The sequence below is a fragment of the Tabrizicola sp. T74 genome (assembly GCF_057219935.1).
Genome location: NZ_JBXVVT010000001.1, coordinates 696,407 through 712,928 on the forward strand (window position 1 = coordinate 696,407; position 16,522 = coordinate 712,928).

A 16,522-nucleotide genomic window follows, 5' to 3' on the forward strand; every position below is an offset into this window, starting at 1 on the left:
GCGGTCAAACGGCAACGGGAAAGATGGTCGCGGTTTCCCCGGCGGCGGAAAGACGAAACGCCGCAGGCGGTGTCAGGAGCCCGGTCCGGGGCTCCTGACGGATTGGCAGCCTTAGTAGCGGTAGTGGTCCGACTTGAACGGCCCTTCGACCTTGACGCCGATGTAGTCGGCCTGGTCCTTGCGCAGTTCGGTCAGTTTCACGCCGATCTTCTTCAGGTGCAGACGGGCGACCTTTTCGTCCAGCGCCTTCGGCAGGATGTAGACGCCGGGGGCATAGTCCTTGCCCTTGGTCCAAAGCTCGATCTGCGCCAGCACCTGGTTGGTGAAGCTTGCCGACATCACGAAGGACGGGTGGCCCGTGGCGTTGCCGAGGTTCAACAGGCGGCCTTCGGACAGCAGGATGATCCGGTTGCCCGAGGGCATCTCGATCATGTCCACCTGTTCTTTGATGTTCGTCCACTTGTGGTTCCGCAGGGAGGCGACCTGGATCTCGTTGTCGAAATGGCCGATGTTGCCGACGATGGCCATGTCCTTCATCGCGCGCATGTGCTCGATGCGGATGACGTCCTTGTTGCCGGTGGTGGTGATGAAGATGTCGGCGCTGGCGACTTCGTCTTCCAGAAGGGTCACCTCATAGCCGTCCATCGCGGCCTGCAGCGCGCAGATCGGGTCGACTTCAGTGACCTTCACCCGGGCACCCGCGCCACGCAGGGACGCCGCCGAGCCCTTGCCCACGTCGCCATAGCCGCAGACGACGGCGACCTTGCCGGCCATCATCGTGTCGGTCGCGCGACGGATGCCGTCGACCAGCGATTCCTTGCAGCCGTACTTGTTGTCGAACTTGGACTTGGTGACCGAGTCGTTGACATTGATCGCCGGGAAGGGCAGCTGGCCCTTCTTGTGCAGCTCATACAGACGGTGAACGCCGGTGGTGGTTTCCTCCGACACGCCCTTGATCGCGGCGCGCTGCTTGGTGAACCAGCCGGGGCTGGCAGCCAGGCGCTTCTTGATCTGGTTGAAGAGGCAGACTTCCTCGTCACTGGTCGGGACAGAGATCAGGCCGGTCTCGCCAGCCTCAACGCGGGCACCGAGCAGAATATACAGCGTCGCATCCCCGCCGTCGTCGAGGATCATGTTGCAGGTCCCGCCCTCGCCGCCGAACTGGAAGATCTTGTCGGTGTAGTCCCAGTACTGCTCCAGTGTTTCACCCTTGATGGCGAAAACGGGGGTGCCCGAAGCCGCGATGGCGGCGGCAGCGTGGTCCTGGGTCGAGAAGATGTTGCAGGAGGCCCAGCGGACATCGGCGCCAAGGGCCTTCAACGTCTCGATCAGCACGCCGGTCTGAATCGTCATGTGCAAGGACCCGGCGATCCGTGCGCCCTTCAGCGGCTGGCTGGCCCCGAATTCCTCGCGGCAGGCCATCAGTCCCGGCATCTCGGTCTCGGCAATAGTCAGTTCCTTGCGGCCGAAATCAGCCAGTGCGATGTCCTTGACGATGTAATCCGCAGCCATCTTTGCGCTCTCCTTGATCCTTGGTTGGGCGGGCAGATAGCATTGATCGGCACCGCAGACAACAAAGGCCCGAAGATGAAACAACCCCGCGCCTGGCAACGCATGCTTTCGGGCCGCCGCCTTGATCTGCTTGACCCTACCCCGGTCGATATCGAGATCGAGGACATCGCGCACGGACTGGCCTTCGTCGCGCGCTGGAACGGGCAGACGCGGGGGGATTGGCCCTATTCGGTGGCGGAGCATTCGTTGCTGGTCGAGGAGATCTTCGCGCGCGGGAACCCGGGGACGGCGGCGAAGTGGCGGCTGGCGGCGGTGCTGCATGATGCGCCGGAATACGTGATCGGCGACATGATCAGCCCGGTGAAAGCGGCGGTAGGTCCGGGGTATGGCGCGCTGGACGAAAGGCTGACAGCGGCGGTGCATCTGCGCTTTGGCCTGCCGGCGGTCTTACCCGCACCGATCAAGAAGGCGATCAAGGCGGCGGACAAGGTTTCGGCCTGGCTGGAGGCGGTGCGCATCGCGGGGTTCCGGGAGGCGGAGGCCGACAAGTTGTTCGGGCGGCCATTGCCGGAACTGATCCACCGGCTGGAGATAAAGCTTCGTCCGCCCGCAGAGGTGCGGGCGGACTATGTCTCGACGGTGGCGAGACTGCTTGCTGACTGCTGACAGGAACCGGGCATCAGCGGCCCATGTGCCGCAGGTGATCGGCGGTGCGCAGACCGGCGTCATCCTGGAACTCACGCGGGGACCGGCGCGGGTAGTGGCGCGGCAGATACTCCTGCGTGTTCTGGCCCAGGCGCGTCGCGATCAGCAGGGCGTCGGCGAAGATATTCAACATGGCCTTTCTCCTTTTCGGCTTTCGATGATTGCTTTTGCCATGTATGCGGCCATGATGCGACTCAGGAAGTCTTTTCAACTGTAAGACTGGCTATCATATGGCGACTGACTGGCGTAGCCTTCCCTCGCTGACCGCATTGCGGGCTTTTGCGGCCACGGCGGAACTGCGGAACTTCAGCCAGGCGGCCCGGGTGCTGAACGTCACCCATGCCGCCGTTGCCCAGCAGGTCCGCGCTCTGGAGGAGCAGCTTGGTCGACCGCTGGTCCAGCGCGAAGGGCGAGGGGTCAGTCTTACGGCGGACGGCGAACAGCTGGCGCAGGCCCTGGGCGAAGGCTTCGGCACGATCCAGCGGGGTCTGGAGGCACTGCGGGCGGGAGAGGCCGATCGCCCGGTGCGGATCACCCTGACGGCCACCTTCGCGGCGCAATGGCTGATGCCGCGGCTGAAGGATTTCTGGGAAAAGCATCCCGACATCGGCCTGTCGCTGCATCCCGACAGCAAGGTCGTCGACCTGCACCGGGAACGGATGGACCTTGCGATCCGCTATGGCAACGGCGACTGGCCGGGGGTGGAGGCGGCCTACCTGACCTCGGCCCGGCTGGTGATCGCGGGGGCGCCCTCCCTGATCGGGGACCGAAATCCGACGGTGGCAGAGATGGCGGACATGGACTGGATCCTGTCGCGCAATTGGGCCGAACAGGATTCCTATCTGCGGCAATTGGGATTGGACCCCTCAGCGCTAAGCAGCACCGACATCAGCAGCGAGGAACTTGCGCTGGCGGCGGCGCGTCAGGGATTGGGGCTGGTGGTGGAAAGCGTGGCGCTGATTGAATCGGACGTGGCCGAAGGGCGCCTGCGAATCGTGCACGAAAGTCGGGAAAAACTTCCTGCATACTTCATCGTGACGTTGCCCGGGCCAAAGCGGGCTGCGGCCCGGGCATTCCTGAAATGGCTGGCAAGACGGGCCTAGGCCCTAGATCGCCATGTCGTCCGGTTTCTTTCCCTTGGCCAGCGCCTCGGTGAACCAGCGCGGCTTGCGGCCACGGCCCGACCAGGTGTCGGCCTTGTTCGCCGGATTCGCATATTTCGCTACAGAAGGCGACCGTTTACGCCCGGCTGAAGTTCCCGTCAGCTCGGCCAGCGAAAAGCCCATTGCCTTCGCCTTTTCTTCCAGTTCCGCAAGGGCTTCCCGCTTGCGGCGATCCTCATACCCGGAAATCGCTTTTGCCACCTGCGATTGCAAGTCCTTCAGCTCTTTCAAGGAGAGGCTATTCAAGTCAACTTTCAATGTCTGATCCCCCTCGGATAAAGACCCGTACTCAATAGGCCTATTGGAGGGATAGTGCAAGAAAGGTGAATTACCTCGGGCTGCGTTTTGCCAGAATGCGCTGCAATGTCCTACGGTGCATCGAAAGCCGACGCGCGGTTTCCGAGACATTCCGGTCGCACATCTCGTACACCCGCTGGATATGTTCCCAGCGTACGCGGTCAGCCGACATCGGGTTCTCGGACGGTTCCGGCAACGTCGCGCCCCGCGCCAGAAGCGCATTCGTGACGTCGTTCGCATCGGCCGGTTTCGACAGATAGTCGATGGCGCCGATCTTCACCGCGGCCACCGCCGTCGCGATCGCCCCATAACCCGTCAGGACCACCACGCGGCAGGACGGGCGCTTTTCGTGCAAGGCCTCGATCACTTCCAGCCCGTTGCCGTCCTCCAGTCGCAAGTCGACCACGGCATAGGCCGGGGGCCGCGCCATCGCCTTGGCCCGGCCTTCCGCCACGCTTAGTGCGGTTTCGGGCAGGAAGCCGCGCTTCTCCATCGCCTTGGCGAGGCGCTTTACGAAGGGCTCGTCGTCATCGACAAGCAGAAGGGTCCGGTCCGGCCCAAGGTCGGCTGCTGGATCCTCGGTCATGCGGCTTACCTGCTCTTCATCCGTCACGATGCAGCTTTGCCTGCCTCGACGAAACAAGCAACGCTTTTTGCCATTTGCTCTGAACTAGCTTCGCGACGGAAAAAGTCTACAAATCCTCGGCCTGGAAGCATCAGGTAGGTCATCGTGGAATGATCCATCAGATAATACTCGTCGCCGGTTTCACGGCGCTTGTAAAACGTCTTGTAGGCCTGTGATGCCGCCTTCACCTGATCGGCAGTTCCCGTAAGGGCAATCAGCTTTGGATGCATGTTCGACGCGTAATCCGCGAGCGCTTCCGGCGTATCGCGTTCCGGGTCGATTGAAATGAAGACTGGGGTGGCCTCGATCCCTTGTTCCGCCAGCAGATCGACCGCTTCGACATTGCGCATCATGTCCAGCGGGCACACATCCGGACAGAAGGTATAGCCGAAATAGACCAGGGACGGCTTGGCCAGCACATCCGCATCGGTCACGGTCTGCCCGGCGGTGTTGACCAGGGTGAACGGGCCGCCGATATCGCCCCCGGCCACCTGGCCCTGGCGGCATTCGGCGAAGGCGTCATCCGCACGACCCAGCGTGACGTACCATGCCGAAAACCCAAGCAGAGCCGCCACTGCTGCAGCAGCCACGCCGGCAAAAAGCTTGGTCATCGGTACCCCTCCCCTGTCTGACGGGCCGCATTGATCTCAGATGGGGCCGCACTTAACAATGCACAATCCTGGAAGAGGGACATCCGGTCACACATGGCACCCTTCGCCTCCGGCTTGCAGGCCCGGGACACCGGGGCCAACTGGGTTCGGCTCAGGACGCTGATCGTCCTGCGCTGGATGGCGATTGCCGGCCAGATCACCGCGATCCTTGTTGCAAGCCAGCTGTACGGCCTGGACCTGCCGCTGGGGCTCACCACGCTGGCGGTCGGGCTGTCGGTGGTGGCGAACCTGCTGCTCATGACGCTGTTCCCGGAAAACCGCCGTCTGACCGAGGCCGAAGCCTTCCTGACCCTGCTGTTCGATCTGGCACAGCTGGCGCTCCTGATCTTCCTGACCGGCGGCCTGACCAACCCCTTCGCGATCCTGGTCCTTGCCCCGGTCACCATTTCGGCCAGCGTCCTCCGCCTGCGCTCGACCGTCATCCTTGGGGCGCTGGCGATCCTGATCGTGACGCTGGCCCTGTTCTGGTACCTGCCCCTGCGCTTTGCCGACGGGCGCGAGCTGGTGATCCCGCCCCTGTTCATCTTTGGCTTCTGGCTGTCGATCGTCATCGGTATCCTGTTCCTCGGCCTCTACTCGCGCCGGGTCGCCACCGAGATGCGGCACATGTCCGAGGCGCTTCTGGCCACGCAGATGGCACTGGCGCGTGAGCAAAAGCTGACCGACCTGGCCGGCGTCGTCGCCGCCGCGGCGCATGAGCTTGGGACACCGCTTGCCACCATCAAGCTGGTCAGCGCCGAGCTGATCGAGGAACTGGACGGCCAGACCGACCTGCAGGACGACGCCCGCCTGATCCGCGACCAGGCCGACCGCTGCCGGGACATCCTGCGCGACATGGGCCGGGTCGGAAAGGATGACCGCCATCTGCGCCAGGCGCCCGTGTCCGCCGTGTTGCGCGAAGCTGCCGAGCCGCACCTGTCACGCGGCAAGCAGGTCAGTTTCAGCTTTGGCCCGATCCAGGACGGCGGCGAGGACCAACCCTCGATCCAGCGCCGTCCCGAGATCATCCATGGACTGCGAAACCTGGTGCAGAATGCTGTCGACTTTGCCCGGTCCAAGGTTTGGGTCGAGGGCGAATGGTCCTCCCGGCAGATCGTTGTCCGCATCACCGATGACGGCGACGGCTTTCCGCCCAGCGTGATCGGCCGGATCGGCGATCCCTTCGTCCGCGCCCGCCGGGCCGAGCCAGAGGTCGAGAAACGGCCGGGCTACGAAGGCATGGGCCTTGGCCTCTTCATCGCGAAGACGCTCTTAGAACGGTCGGGCGCAGACCTGTCCTTTGCCAATGCGACCGACCCGTTCCTTGCTCCGGAAGACCGCCCCGAACGCTCTGGCGCGGTGATCGAGGCGGTCTGGGACGCAGCGGATATCGTGGCGATTCCACCCTCCGGTGGCCTCGGAGAGAACCAGCAGATCGCCGAGTAAGGCCGATTAACCCGCGATTAACTGTTCCACGCCTAGTTTTGATTCAAGTTGAGTCCATTATCAGGGTTTCCAGGCGATGGGTGATTTGCCGACGGCTGTTGGAATGGTGTTCGCCGCATTCATGGTTGCGCTTGCGGCCTTGGCCTTCATGCAGGCCTGGACCTCGCGCCGCCCTGCCCCGGTTGCCAGCGTGTTCGACTCCACTCCTACCCAGATCGCCTACCTGTTCGACGGCGAAAGGCTGGTCGATGCCTCGCCCTCGGCGAGGGCGCTTTTGCCCGAAGGCGAAGACCAGCGCGCCTGGGGTCGGCTGATGGCGCGGTTCGGACCAGACTTTCCCGACCTTGCCGAACGCCTGGCCAACCTGCCCCGGATCGGGCTGATCCAGATCGCCTCGCAGGCTGGGGTCGCGACGCCGCTCGTGCTGAAGGCCGAACATGTTGCGGGCCTGACCCGTCTCACGATTTCGGCTGCGCAATCTGAACAGGCGTCCGGCCCGGTCGATGTGGCAACCTCTGCGGCCTTGCAGCAAGAGGTGATGGCGCAGCGGACCGTGCTGTCGCGCGCCCCGGTGCTGATGTGGAAAGAGGCCAGGGATGGCTCGGTCATTTGGGCGAACCACGCCTATCTGATCCGTGCGGTCGAACTTCTGCCGGAAGGCGAAGACCTGTCCTGGCCGCTTCCGAAACTGTTTGACCAGCCCGCTTCGACCTCGGCCAAGCTGCCGCGGCTGAAACTGCAGATGCCCAGCGGGGCTGAATGGTACGATCTGGTGCGCATGCCGGCAGGGGAGGAATCGCTCTGCTACGCCCAGGCCGCCGACAAGGCGGTGCAGGCGGAAACCGCGCTGCGCGAATTCATGCAGACCCTGACCAAGACCTTTGCCGACCTGCCGATTGGTCTTGCGATCTTTGACCGCAGCCGTTGCTTGCAGATGTTCAACCCGGCTCTGGCCGACCTCACGACCCTGCCGCCGGAAATGCTGATCGCACGACCGACGCTGAACGCCTTCCTCGATGCGATGCGCGCCCGGGCGATGATCCCGGAACCGCGCGACTATCGCAGCTGGCGCAAACAGCTGACCCGGCTTGAGGAAGAGGCCGCCATGGGCACCTTCGAGGACACCTGGAGCCTGCCGGGTGGCCAGACCTACCGCGTGATTGGTCGCCCGCATCCGAATGGCGCCCTCGCCTTCATGTTCGAGGACATCTCGAACGAAATGTCCCGCACCAGGCGCTATCGGGCGGATGTCGAACTTGGTCAGTCGGTGATCGATGCGGTTGAGGATGCGGTCGCGGTCTTCTCGCAGGGTGGGCAACTGGTGATGTCGAACCACGCCTACGCCCAGCTTTGGCGGCACGATCCGCAGGTTATGCTGTCCGAAGCCAGCATCTCTACCCTGTGCACCTGGTGGCGTGAACACGCGGCGCCGACGCTTCTGTGGGATGATGCCATCGACTATGCCACCAACACGGACGACCGTTCTCCTTGGGAAGGCGATGTCCGCCTCCTGGACGGGCGGCATGTCGCTTGCCGGTTCAAGCCGCTTCCCGGGGGGGCGACGCTGGTCACCTTCCGGGTGCAAAGCCCGGCGGTGCTGGTACCGGTCCGCGATCCTGCCCAGCTTGGGGTGATGACGGCCTAGTTGGGCCGGGCAAGCGGGCGCGTTGCCAGTGGCGGGGACTGGCCCTAATGTCCCGCCATGCCCGCCGCCGCCACCGCAACCACGGTCCTCGACCTGCCGACCGCCGCCGACACGGAAGCTCTCGGCCAGAGGCTGGCCTCCCTGGCCCGGCCGGGCGATACAATCCTGTTGGAAGGCCCCATTGGCGCGGGGAAAAGCTGTCTTGCCCGCGCCTTCATCCGCGCCCGTCTGGGTGCAGCGACCGAGGTCCCTTCACCCACCTTCACTCTGGTCCAGGTCTACGACGATGACGGCACCGAGATCTGGCATGCCGACCTGTACCGGCTGACCCACCCGGACGAGGTTTGGGAGCTGGGTCTGGACCAGGCATTCGAGAGGGCAATCTGTCTGGTGGAATGGCCCGACCGTCTGGGCAGCCATCGCCCCGCGGGCGCTCTGATCATCCGGCTGGACGCCAAGGGCGACGGGCGGCGGGCGGTGCTGACGGGCGGGCGGCCCGGGCTGCGCGAGGCGTTCCATGCCTGACCGCAGCGCGGCCCTTGCGGATTTCCTGCAGCGGTCCGGCTGGGGTTCCGCAGACCGTCAGCACCTGGCCGGGGACGCATCGGACAGGCGCTATGAACGCCTGCGCCTGGGTGCGGCGACAGCAGTCCTGATGGACAACCCGCCTGGGGGCGCGGACGACCCCGCTGCCTTCTCGGTCATGGCCCGCCACCTGCGCGGGCTTGGCCTGTCGGCCCCAGCGATCCTGGCCGAGGACCTGGATCAGGGCTTCCTGCTGCTGGAGGACCTGGGCGATGATCTCTTTGCCCGGCTCGTCGCTGCCGACCCTGGCTGCGAGGGCCAGCTTTACGCCGCTGCGACCGACACGCTCCTGCATCTGCAGTCCGCGCCGCCGCCACCCGGCCTGCCCAACCTTTCCGCCGAAGACTGGGCCAAGGCTGCCGGGTTCGCGCTGGACTGGTACGCTTTCGCCTCCACCGGCACCCAACCCGACCCGGCCGATTTCCTGGCCAGCCTAACGCTCGCCCTGCAGACCCACGCGGACGGTCCGCGCGTCCTGATCCTGCGCGACTTCCATGCCGAGAACCTGATCTGGCTGCCAGGCCGTGCGGGTCTTGCGCGCACCGGTCTTCTCGACTTCCAGCTTGGGCAGCTTGGCCAGCCCGGGTACGATCTGGTCTCCCTGCTGCAGGACGCCCGTCGGGATGTCAGTCCGGCAACCGAAGCCGCCATGATCGCGCGCTTTGTCGATGCCAACCGCAACGATCCCCAGGCCTTTGCCGCGCACTACGCTACCCTCGGCGCCCAGCGCGCCCTGCGTATCCTGGGCATCTTCGCGCGGTTGTGTCTGGTCGCGGGCAAGCCCGGCTACCTGCCCCTGATCCCCCGCGTCTGGGGTCAGTTGCAGCGGAACCTCGCCCATCCGGCCCTTGCCGACCTGCGCGCGGTCTGTGAGAGGCTGCTGCCCGCCCCGACCCCCGACCTTATGCAGAAGATCAAGGATCAATGCCCGCCTACCCCTTCCCGCTGATGCTGTTCGCCGCCGGGTTCGGCACCCGGATGAAGGCGCTGACCGCCGACCGGCCAAAGCCGCTGATCCCCGTGGCAGGCCGGGCGCTGATCGACCACGCACTGGACATGGCCGCCGCCGCCAAAGTCGGCCGCATCGTCGTCAACACCCACTACCGCGCCGACCAGATGGCCGCGCATCTCGCCGGTCGCGGCGTTACGATCAGCCATGAGGCCGACCGGATCCTGGAAACCGGCGGCGGGTTGAAGGCCGCTCTACCCCTCTTGGGCAACGGGCCAGTCGCGATCCTGAACAGCGACGGCATCTGGACCGGGGCCAACCCGCTGCAGACGCTGGCCGCCGCGTGGGACGGCGCGCGGATGGAGGCGCTTCTGCTGCTTCTGCCGCTGCACAAGACCCGCGCGCATGGGCCGAAGGGCGATTTCCGCGTTGATGCCGAAGGCCGCCTGTCGCGCGGGGCAGGGGGCGAGGATCACGTCTACATCGGCGCCCAGATCATCGCCCCGGACCGGGTCCGCGCCTTCCCCGACGATGTCTTCTCGCTGAACCGGGTCTGGGACCAGATGATCGCGGCGGGGACGGCGTTTGGCGTCCTGCATCCTGGTGACTGGTGCGACGTCGGCCATCCGGAAGGGATTGCCGAGGCAGAGCACCTGCTTCACCATGCCCGGGATGTCTAGACCAGTTCCCCTGTTCGCCCTGCCCCCCGGTGCCGACTTTCCGGCCGAACTCGTGGCGGGCCTGTTGCACCGGATGCAGGGAACACCGCCCGAGGCGATGGCCCGCGCCACCCTGATCGTGAACACCCAGCGCATGCGGCGGCGCGTCGTGGAACAGCTGCAAGGCCACGGAGCCCGGTTGCTGCCCCGCATCCTCCTCGTCACCGAAGTCGCCGCTCTGTCGAACCTGCCCCAGCCGCAACCTGTCTATCCTCTGCGCCGTCGGCTGGTCCTGTCGGTCCTCCTCGACCGGCTTCTGGCCACCGGCACCACGCATTTCCCCCGCGCAGCACTCTACGAGCTGGCCGACAGCCTTGCTGCGCTGGTCGAGGAGATGCAGGGCGAAGGCGTCTCGCCCGACCGCATTGCCGCGCTGGACGTCGCCAACCATTCCGCGCATTGGTCGCGGACCCAGGCCTTCCTTGGCATCGTGACCGAGGCCCTGTCCGGCGATGCTCCCGATGCCGAGACGGTCCTGCGCCGCGCGGTCCAAGGCCTGTCGGACACATGGGCCGCCACGCCCCCGCCCGGCCCGGTGATCCTTGCGGGCTCCACCGGCTCGCGGGGCACCACGGCGCTTCTGATGCAGGCTATCGCCCAACTGCCCCAGGGCGCCATCGTGCTGCCCGGCTATGACTTCGACCTGCCGCCCGAGGTCTGGGACGGCATGGACGACGTGCTGGTGGCCGAGGATCACCCGCAGTTCCGCTTTCGCCGGATGATGGACCTGCTGGGCTGCGGTCCCCGCGACGTCCAGCCCTGGACCACTGCCCCGGCCCCCGATCCGCAACGGAACCGGCTGGTGTCGCTGTCCCTGCGCCCCGCGCCCACCACGCATCAGTGGCTGGCCGAGGGGCCGGACCTGCCCGACCTGGTCACCGCGACACAGGGCCTGACCCTGATCGAGGCCCCCAGCCCTCGCGCCGAGGCCGTCGCTATCGCGCTCATCCTGCGCAAGGCGGCCGAGGACGGGACCCGCGCCGCGCTGATCTCGCCTGACCGCAACCTCACCCGCCGGGTCACCGCGGCGCTTGACCGCTGGGGCATTCGCCCCGACGATTCCGCCGGTCGCCCGCTGGCACTCTCTGCGCCAGGGCGACTGATGCGCCAGATCGCGGCCCTGTTCGGCCAGAAGCTGACTGCGGACGCCCTTCTGGCACTGCTGAAGCACCCGCTTGCCTTTTCGGGCAGCGGACGTGGCCCCCACCTGATCCTGACGCGCGAGTTCGAGCTGACCATCCGCCGCAACGGCCCGGCCTTTCCGACCGCATCCAGCGTCCGTCTGTGGGCAGAACAGTCCGGACTTCCGATGGCCGAAGACTGGGCCCGGATCATCGCCGAAACCCTGTGCGGCCACGAAACCTTGGGCCGGCAGTCGCTGGCCGAGTTCGTGGCCCTGCACCTTCGCCTTACGGAACGTCTGGCAGCGGGTTTCGACGCCTCGGGAAGCGGCGAACTGTGGAAGAAAGCCGCCGGGGAAGAGGCAGCGAAGGCTCTGGCCGAGTTGCAGCAAGAAGCCCCCGCAGCGGGCGAGATGACTCCGATGGACTACGCGGGCATCTTCCTGGGCGTCCTGCAGCGGCATGAGGTGCGCGAGACAGAAAGCATGCACCCCGGCATCATGATCTGGGGCACGCTGGAATCCCGTGTCCAGGGGGCCGAACTGGTGATCCTGGGCGGCCTCAACGACGGTATCTGGCCGGCGCAGCCCCCGGCGGACCCGTGGCTGAACCGGGCCATGCGGAAAGAGGCCGGGCTCCTGCTGCCCGAACGCCGGATTGGCCTGTCCGCGCATGATTATCAGCAGGCCGTCGCCGCGCCGCAGGTCGTCCTTAGCCGCGCGAAACGCGGGGCCGAGGCGGAAACCGTGCCCTCGCGCTGGCTGAACCGGCTGGTGAACCTGATGGAAGGCCTGCCGGAACGGCGCGGCCCCGAGGCGCTGGCTGCCATGCGGGCGCGGGGTGACCGCTGGCTGCAGCTGGCGCAGGCCTTCGACGCCGCTCCCAAGGTGGATGCAGCATCGCGTCCCTCGCCCCGCCCGCCAATGGCCGCGCGGCCGCGCAAGCTGTCGGTGACCGAGATCAAGACCCTGATCCGCGATCCCTACGCGATCTATGCGCGCCACGTGCTGAAGCTGAAACCGCTCGACCCCCTGCGCGCCGAAGCCGACCCCCGTCTGCGCGGCGTGGTGCTGCACGAGATCCTTGAGGTCTTCCTGCGCCACGGCGACGGCACGCGCGAAAGCCTTCTGGCCATCACCGATGCCGTCCTTGCCGAACGGGTCGCCTGGCCCCTGGCGCGCACGATCTGGCGCAGCCGCATCGCCAAGGCGGCCGATGAATTCCTGGCCTTCTCGGCCTCGACCGGGGGCCAGCCGGTGCTCTTGGAGGAAAAGGGCGCGGTCAAGCTCGCAGGTGTCGACTTCACCCTGACGGGCAAGCCCGACCGGATCGACCGGCTGGACGACGGGCGGCTTCTGCTGATCGACTACAAGACGGGTGCACCGCCAACGCCCGACCAGCAGAAGTACTTTGACAAGCAGCTCCTCTTGCTCGCCGCAATGGCCGAAGGTGGCGGCTTCCAGGGTCTGGACGCCGAAGAGGTGGCCCGTGTGGTCTATGTCGGCCTGAAGGCACAACTGAAAAAGGCTGAGATCGTGCTCGAGCCGGGTCAGGTAGCGGAGGTCTGGGCCGAGTTCGCCAAGCTCATTTCGGCCTACGCCCAGCCGGGGCAGGGATATACGTCCCGCCGCGCGCTGGAAAAGACCGACGATCCCAGCGACTACGACCACCTGTCGCGCTATGGCGAATGGGAAATGACCAGCACACCCAGACCCGAGAGCCTGGCATGAACCAGGCCTTCTCCCGCCAGATCGCCGCCGCCCATCCCGCCAGCAACACCTGGCTGTCGGCGAATGCCGGGTCGGGCAAGACCCGCGTCTTGACCGACCGGGTGGCGCGGCTTCTGCTGTCGGGCGTCGAACCCCAGCACATCCTCTGCCTGACCTACACCAAGGCCGCCGCCTCCGAGATGCAGAACCGGCTGTTCAAGCGGCTGGGGGAATGGGCGATGATGCCCGAGGCCAAGCTGCAAGAAACCCTCGCCGAGCTTGGTGAACCCGACAACCCGGCCCCCCGGCTGGCTCGCGCCCGGCAGCTCTTCGCCCGCGCGATCGAGGCCCCGGGCGGCCTGCGTATCCAGACCATCCACAGCTTCTGCGCCAGCCTCCTCCGCCGCTTTCCGCTGGAGGCAGGGGTTTCGCCGGGCTTTGTCGAAATGGACGACCGGTCCGGCAAGCTGATGCGGGCCGAGATCGTCGAGGAAATGGCCGACGGTCCTGACGCCACCGTCGTGCGTCGTCTGACCGAGGTCCAGAACGGCGAGGATTTCGGCAAGCTGGTCGAGGAAATCGCCCGCAACCGCGCCAGCTTTGCCCAGCGACTGACCAAAGACGAGATCTGGCAGCTGTTCGGGCTGCCCGAAGTTGTCGATGAAGCCTACCTGATGTCGCTTGCCTTCACTGGCCGCGAGGACTGGCTGATCGCCCAGACCCTGCCTCTCCTGCGCGCCGCCACCCCGACGATGCAGGACCTTGCCACGGTTCTGGCCGGGATCAACCTGCAAGTCCCGACGCGCAAGGACCTTGATACGCTTTGCGACGCGTTCCTCCTCAAGAAGGGCGATCATCGCATTCCAGAGCCCAAGTTCGGCTCTGTCCCTTCGCGGAAAGTCCGGACGGACATGGGCGATCTGGTGTTCGACTTCGACGACTTCATGCAACGCGTCAGCGATGCGCGGCTTGCCGAACTCTCCCTCTCCGCAGCCGAAAGGACCCTAGCGCTGCACGATTTCGCCGCCGTCTTCCTGCCCGAATACGAACGGCGCAAGGCTGCCCGTGGCCTTTTGGACTTTGATGACCTGATCCTGCGCGCCAAGGACCTGCTGACCAACCCCTCGCTTGCCGCCTGGGTCCTCTATCGCCTCGACGGCGGCATCGACCACATCCTGGTGGACGAGGCGCAGGACACCAGCCCCGAACAATGGGACCTGATCGAAGCCCTGGCAGCGGAACTGATCGCCGGTGAGGGCTCGAACAGCCGCGACCGGACCCTGTTCGTCGTCGGCGACAAGAAGCAGTCGATCTATTCCTTCCAGGGCGCCGATGTCGCGGCCTTCGACCGGATGCGCGACCATTTCGCCTCGCGTCTTGCCGGGGGGCGGGGCCTGAACGACAGCGTCCTGGAGCATTCCTTCCGCTCCTCCCGCGCGATCCTGAACGTCGTCGACGCCACCTTCACCCCCGCCGAACAGACCGCCCTGGGCGGCGGCTCGCACCACATCGCCATAAACGACAAACTGCCCGGCCGCGTCGATGTCTGGCCCGTGCTGGAGAAAGACGAGAAACCCAAGCCCGGACCCTGGTACGAACCCGTCGACACCACCCACCCCGAGGACCCGCAGATCCGGCTGGCCCAGGACATCGCGCGCTGGATCAGGGACCGGGTGGAAGGCGGCGAGCAGATTCCGCAGGCCCCAAAGGACGGCGGCCCGACTGAACGCCCGATCCGCTATGGCGACTTCCTGATCCTGGTCCAGCGCCGGTCTGGCGTCTTCCACGACATCATCCGCGCCTGCAAGGACCTGAAGCTGCCCATTGCCGGGGCCGACCGGCTGAAACTGGGCGGAGAGCTTGCCGTCAAGGACCTGTCCGCGCTGCTGGCCTTCCTTGACACGCCCGAGGACGACCTCTCGCTTGCCGCCGTCCTGCGCTCTCCCCTCTGCGGCTGGACCGAAGCGCAGCTCTTCCAGTTGGCCCATCCCCGCAAAGGCTATCTGTGGGAAGCCCTGCGCGACCATCCGGGGGCGGAACAGACCCTGGCGTTCCTCGACGACATGCGCGACCAGGCCGATTTCCTGCGCCCCTATGACCTGATCGAACGCGTCCTGCACCGCCACGACGGCCGCCGCAAACTGGTCGGTCGCCTGGGGCCCGAGGCGGAAGACGGAATCGACGAACTGCTGAGCCAAGCCCTTGCCTATGAGACGGCAGAGGTTCCCAGCCTGACCGGCTTCCTGACCTGGATGGAAACCGACGATGTCGAGGTGAAACGCCAAATGGACGGCGAGGGCGACCTGATCCGGGTGATGACCGTCCACGGCGCAAAGGGGCTGGAGGCCGAGATCGTGATCCTCCCGGAATGCGCCGATTACTCCCCTCCCGACCGCGACCAGATCCATACGCTGGCGGGCGGGCAGGCGGTCTGGAAGGTCAACAAGGACGAAAGCCCCGCCGCGATTGCCGCCGAACGCGAAATCCGCACTGAACGCGACGCCGCCGAACGGCTGCGGCTGCTTTACGTGGCGATGACCCGTGCGCGCTGCTGGCTGGTGGCCGCAGGCTCCGGGAAGGTGACAAAGGATGCAACCTGGCACCGGCTGATCAGCAACGGTGTCGCTTCGCTCGGACATGAACAACTGGCAGGCGGCATCCTCCGGCACAGCTTTGGCGACTGGCCTGCCCCGCTGCACAGGTCCGCGACCGAAGTCAGCCTTCCCGTCCTGCCCGGCTGGGCCACCGAACCCGCGCCCGAGGCCCTCAAACCACTGCCGACCCTGTCCCCCTCCGATCTTGGCGGACCAAAGGCCCTCCCCGGCGAACCCGCCTGGCCCGAGGCCGAAGCCCGCGCGCGCGGCACCGCACTGCATCTGCTGCTGGAACGCCTGCCCGGCCTCGCCCCGTCGGACTGGACAAGGCATGCCGAAAGCCTGATCCCCGACCCCGTCCATCGCGCCGATGCGCTGGTTGAGGCCGAGCGGGTGCTGCGACATCCCGACCTGTCACCGCTCTTTGCCCCCGAAAGCCTGACCGAGGTCGCCGTCACCGCCCCTTGGCAAGGCCGCACGCTGACCGGCTCCATCGACCGTTTGCTGATCGACCCGGACCGCATCCTGATCATCGACTACAAGTCGAACACGCTCGTCCCCGACCGACCCGACCAGATTCCCGAAGGTATCCTCCGCCAGCTGGGCGCCTATGCCCACATGCTGGCCGCCATCTACCCCGACCGCCGGATCGAGACCGCGATCCTCTGGACCAAGTCCCCCCGCCTGATGCCCGTCGATCCCGACATCGTGAGGGCCGCCCTGGCCCGTGCCACGATACCTTGACGTCGTCGTCGCGGGTTCTTACCTTCCCTACCCGACCAATCCCCGCAGGAGAAACGAT

Annotated in this window: 14 protein-coding genes; 9 read left to right on the top strand and 5 right to left on the bottom strand. The window is 66.1% G+C overall.

Annotated features, from left to right (window positions below):
- Positions 1 to 111 precede the first annotated feature (111 nt).
- Complete coding sequence (gene ahcY, locus AC2EAL_RS03635; protein ID WP_484722806.1) at positions 112 to 1,512, bottom strand: adenosylhomocysteinase; 1,401 nt, start codon at positions 1,510 to 1,512, stop codon at positions 112 to 114.
- A gap of 75 nt (positions 1,513 to 1,587) precedes the next feature.
- Here ahcY and AC2EAL_RS03640 point away from each other — a divergent pair, with 75 nt between their 5' ends.
- Positions 1,588 to 2,178, top strand: a complete 591-nt coding sequence (locus AC2EAL_RS03640; protein ID WP_484722807.1) for an HD domain-containing protein — start codon at positions 1,588 to 1,590, stop codon at positions 2,176 to 2,178.
- Positions 2,179 to 2,191: 13 nt separating this feature from the next.
- On the opposite strand, the gene AC2EAL_RS03645 is transcribed toward AC2EAL_RS03640, so the two are convergent.
- Complete coding sequence (locus AC2EAL_RS03645; RefSeq protein WP_484722808.1) at positions 2,192 to 2,350, bottom strand: hypothetical protein; 159 nt, start codon at positions 2,348 to 2,350, stop codon at positions 2,192 to 2,194.
- A 97-nt stretch (positions 2,351 to 2,447) separates the two neighbouring features.
- Between AC2EAL_RS03645 and AC2EAL_RS03650 the strand changes: the two genes are divergently transcribed.
- Positions 2,448 to 3,320, top strand: a complete 873-nt coding sequence (locus AC2EAL_RS03650) for a LysR family transcriptional regulator (protein ID WP_484722809.1) — start codon at positions 2,448 to 2,450, stop codon at positions 3,318 to 3,320.
- Between the two features lie 3 nt (positions 3,321 to 3,323).
- On the opposite strand, the gene AC2EAL_RS03655 is transcribed toward AC2EAL_RS03650, so the two are convergent.
- The 3 genes from AC2EAL_RS03655 to AC2EAL_RS03665 all read right to left on the bottom strand — a co-directional run bounded on the left by AC2EAL_RS03655 (position 3,324) and on the right by AC2EAL_RS03665 (position 4,913).
- Positions 3,324 to 3,638 carry an H-NS histone family protein gene (locus tag AC2EAL_RS03655; RefSeq protein ID WP_484723391.1) on the bottom strand — a complete coding sequence of 105 codons (315 nt, stop codon included), beginning with the start codon at positions 3,636 to 3,638 and terminating at the stop codon, positions 3,324 to 3,326.
- A 70-nt stretch (positions 3,639 to 3,708) separates the two neighbouring features.
- Positions 3,709 to 4,263, bottom strand: a complete 555-nt coding sequence (locus tag AC2EAL_RS03660) for an ActR/PrrA/RegA family redox response regulator transcription factor (protein WP_484722810.1) — start codon at positions 4,261 to 4,263, stop codon at positions 3,709 to 3,711.
- Between the two features lie 23 nt (positions 4,264 to 4,286).
- Positions 4,287 to 4,913 (bottom strand): SCO family protein, encoded by a 627-nt coding sequence (locus tag AC2EAL_RS03665; protein ID WP_484722811.1) that lies wholly within the window; start codon positions 4,911 to 4,913, stop codon positions 4,287 to 4,289.
- Positions 4,914 to 5,006: 93 nt separating this feature from the next.
- Here AC2EAL_RS03665 and regB point away from each other — a divergent pair, with 93 nt between their 5' ends.
- The 7 genes from regB to addA all read left to right on the top strand — a co-directional run bounded on the left by regB (position 5,007) and on the right by addA (position 16,464).
- Positions 5,007 to 6,398 carry a sensor histidine kinase RegB gene (gene regB / locus AC2EAL_RS03670; protein ID WP_484722812.1) on the top strand — a complete coding sequence of 464 codons (1,392 nt, stop codon included), beginning with the start codon at positions 5,007 to 5,009 and terminating at the stop codon, positions 6,396 to 6,398.
- Positions 6,399 to 6,501: 103 nt separating this feature from the next.
- Positions 6,502 to 8,043 carry a PAS-domain containing protein gene (locus AC2EAL_RS03675; protein WP_484722813.1) on the top strand — a complete coding sequence of 514 codons (1,542 nt, stop codon included), beginning with the start codon at positions 6,502 to 6,504 and terminating at the stop codon, positions 8,041 to 8,043.
- Between the two features lie 57 nt (positions 8,044 to 8,100).
- On the top strand, positions 8,101 to 8,568 hold the full coding sequence (tsaE, locus tag AC2EAL_RS03680; RefSeq protein WP_484722814.1) for a tRNA (adenosine(37)-N6)-threonylcarbamoyltransferase complex ATPase subunit type 1 TsaE: 468 nt from the start codon (positions 8,101 to 8,103) through the stop codon (positions 8,566 to 8,568).
- Entirely contained in the window at positions 8,561 to 9,577 is a 1,017-nt protein-coding gene (locus AC2EAL_RS03685; protein WP_484722815.1) for an aminoglycoside phosphotransferase family protein, read from the top strand. The genes tsaE and AC2EAL_RS03685 overlap by 8 nt, the downstream gene beginning before the upstream one ends.
- On the top strand, positions 9,553 to 10,257 hold the full coding sequence (locus tag AC2EAL_RS03690) for a nucleotidyltransferase family protein (protein ID WP_484722816.1): 705 nt from the start codon (positions 9,553 to 9,555) through the stop codon (positions 10,255 to 10,257). The genes AC2EAL_RS03685 and AC2EAL_RS03690 overlap by 25 nt, the downstream gene beginning before the upstream one ends.
- Positions 10,250 to 13,147 carry a double-strand break repair protein AddB gene (gene addB, locus AC2EAL_RS03695; protein WP_484722817.1) on the top strand — a complete coding sequence of 966 codons (2,898 nt, stop codon included), beginning with the start codon at positions 10,250 to 10,252 and terminating at the stop codon, positions 13,145 to 13,147. The genes AC2EAL_RS03690 and addB overlap by 8 nt, the downstream gene beginning before the upstream one ends.
- A complete protein-coding gene (addA, locus tag AC2EAL_RS03700; protein ID WP_484722818.1) occupies positions 13,144 to 16,464 on the top strand; it encodes a double-strand break repair helicase AddA in 3,321 nt (1,106 codons plus the stop codon). The genes addB and addA overlap by 4 nt, the downstream gene beginning before the upstream one ends.
- Positions 16,465 to 16,522 lie beyond the last annotated feature (58 nt).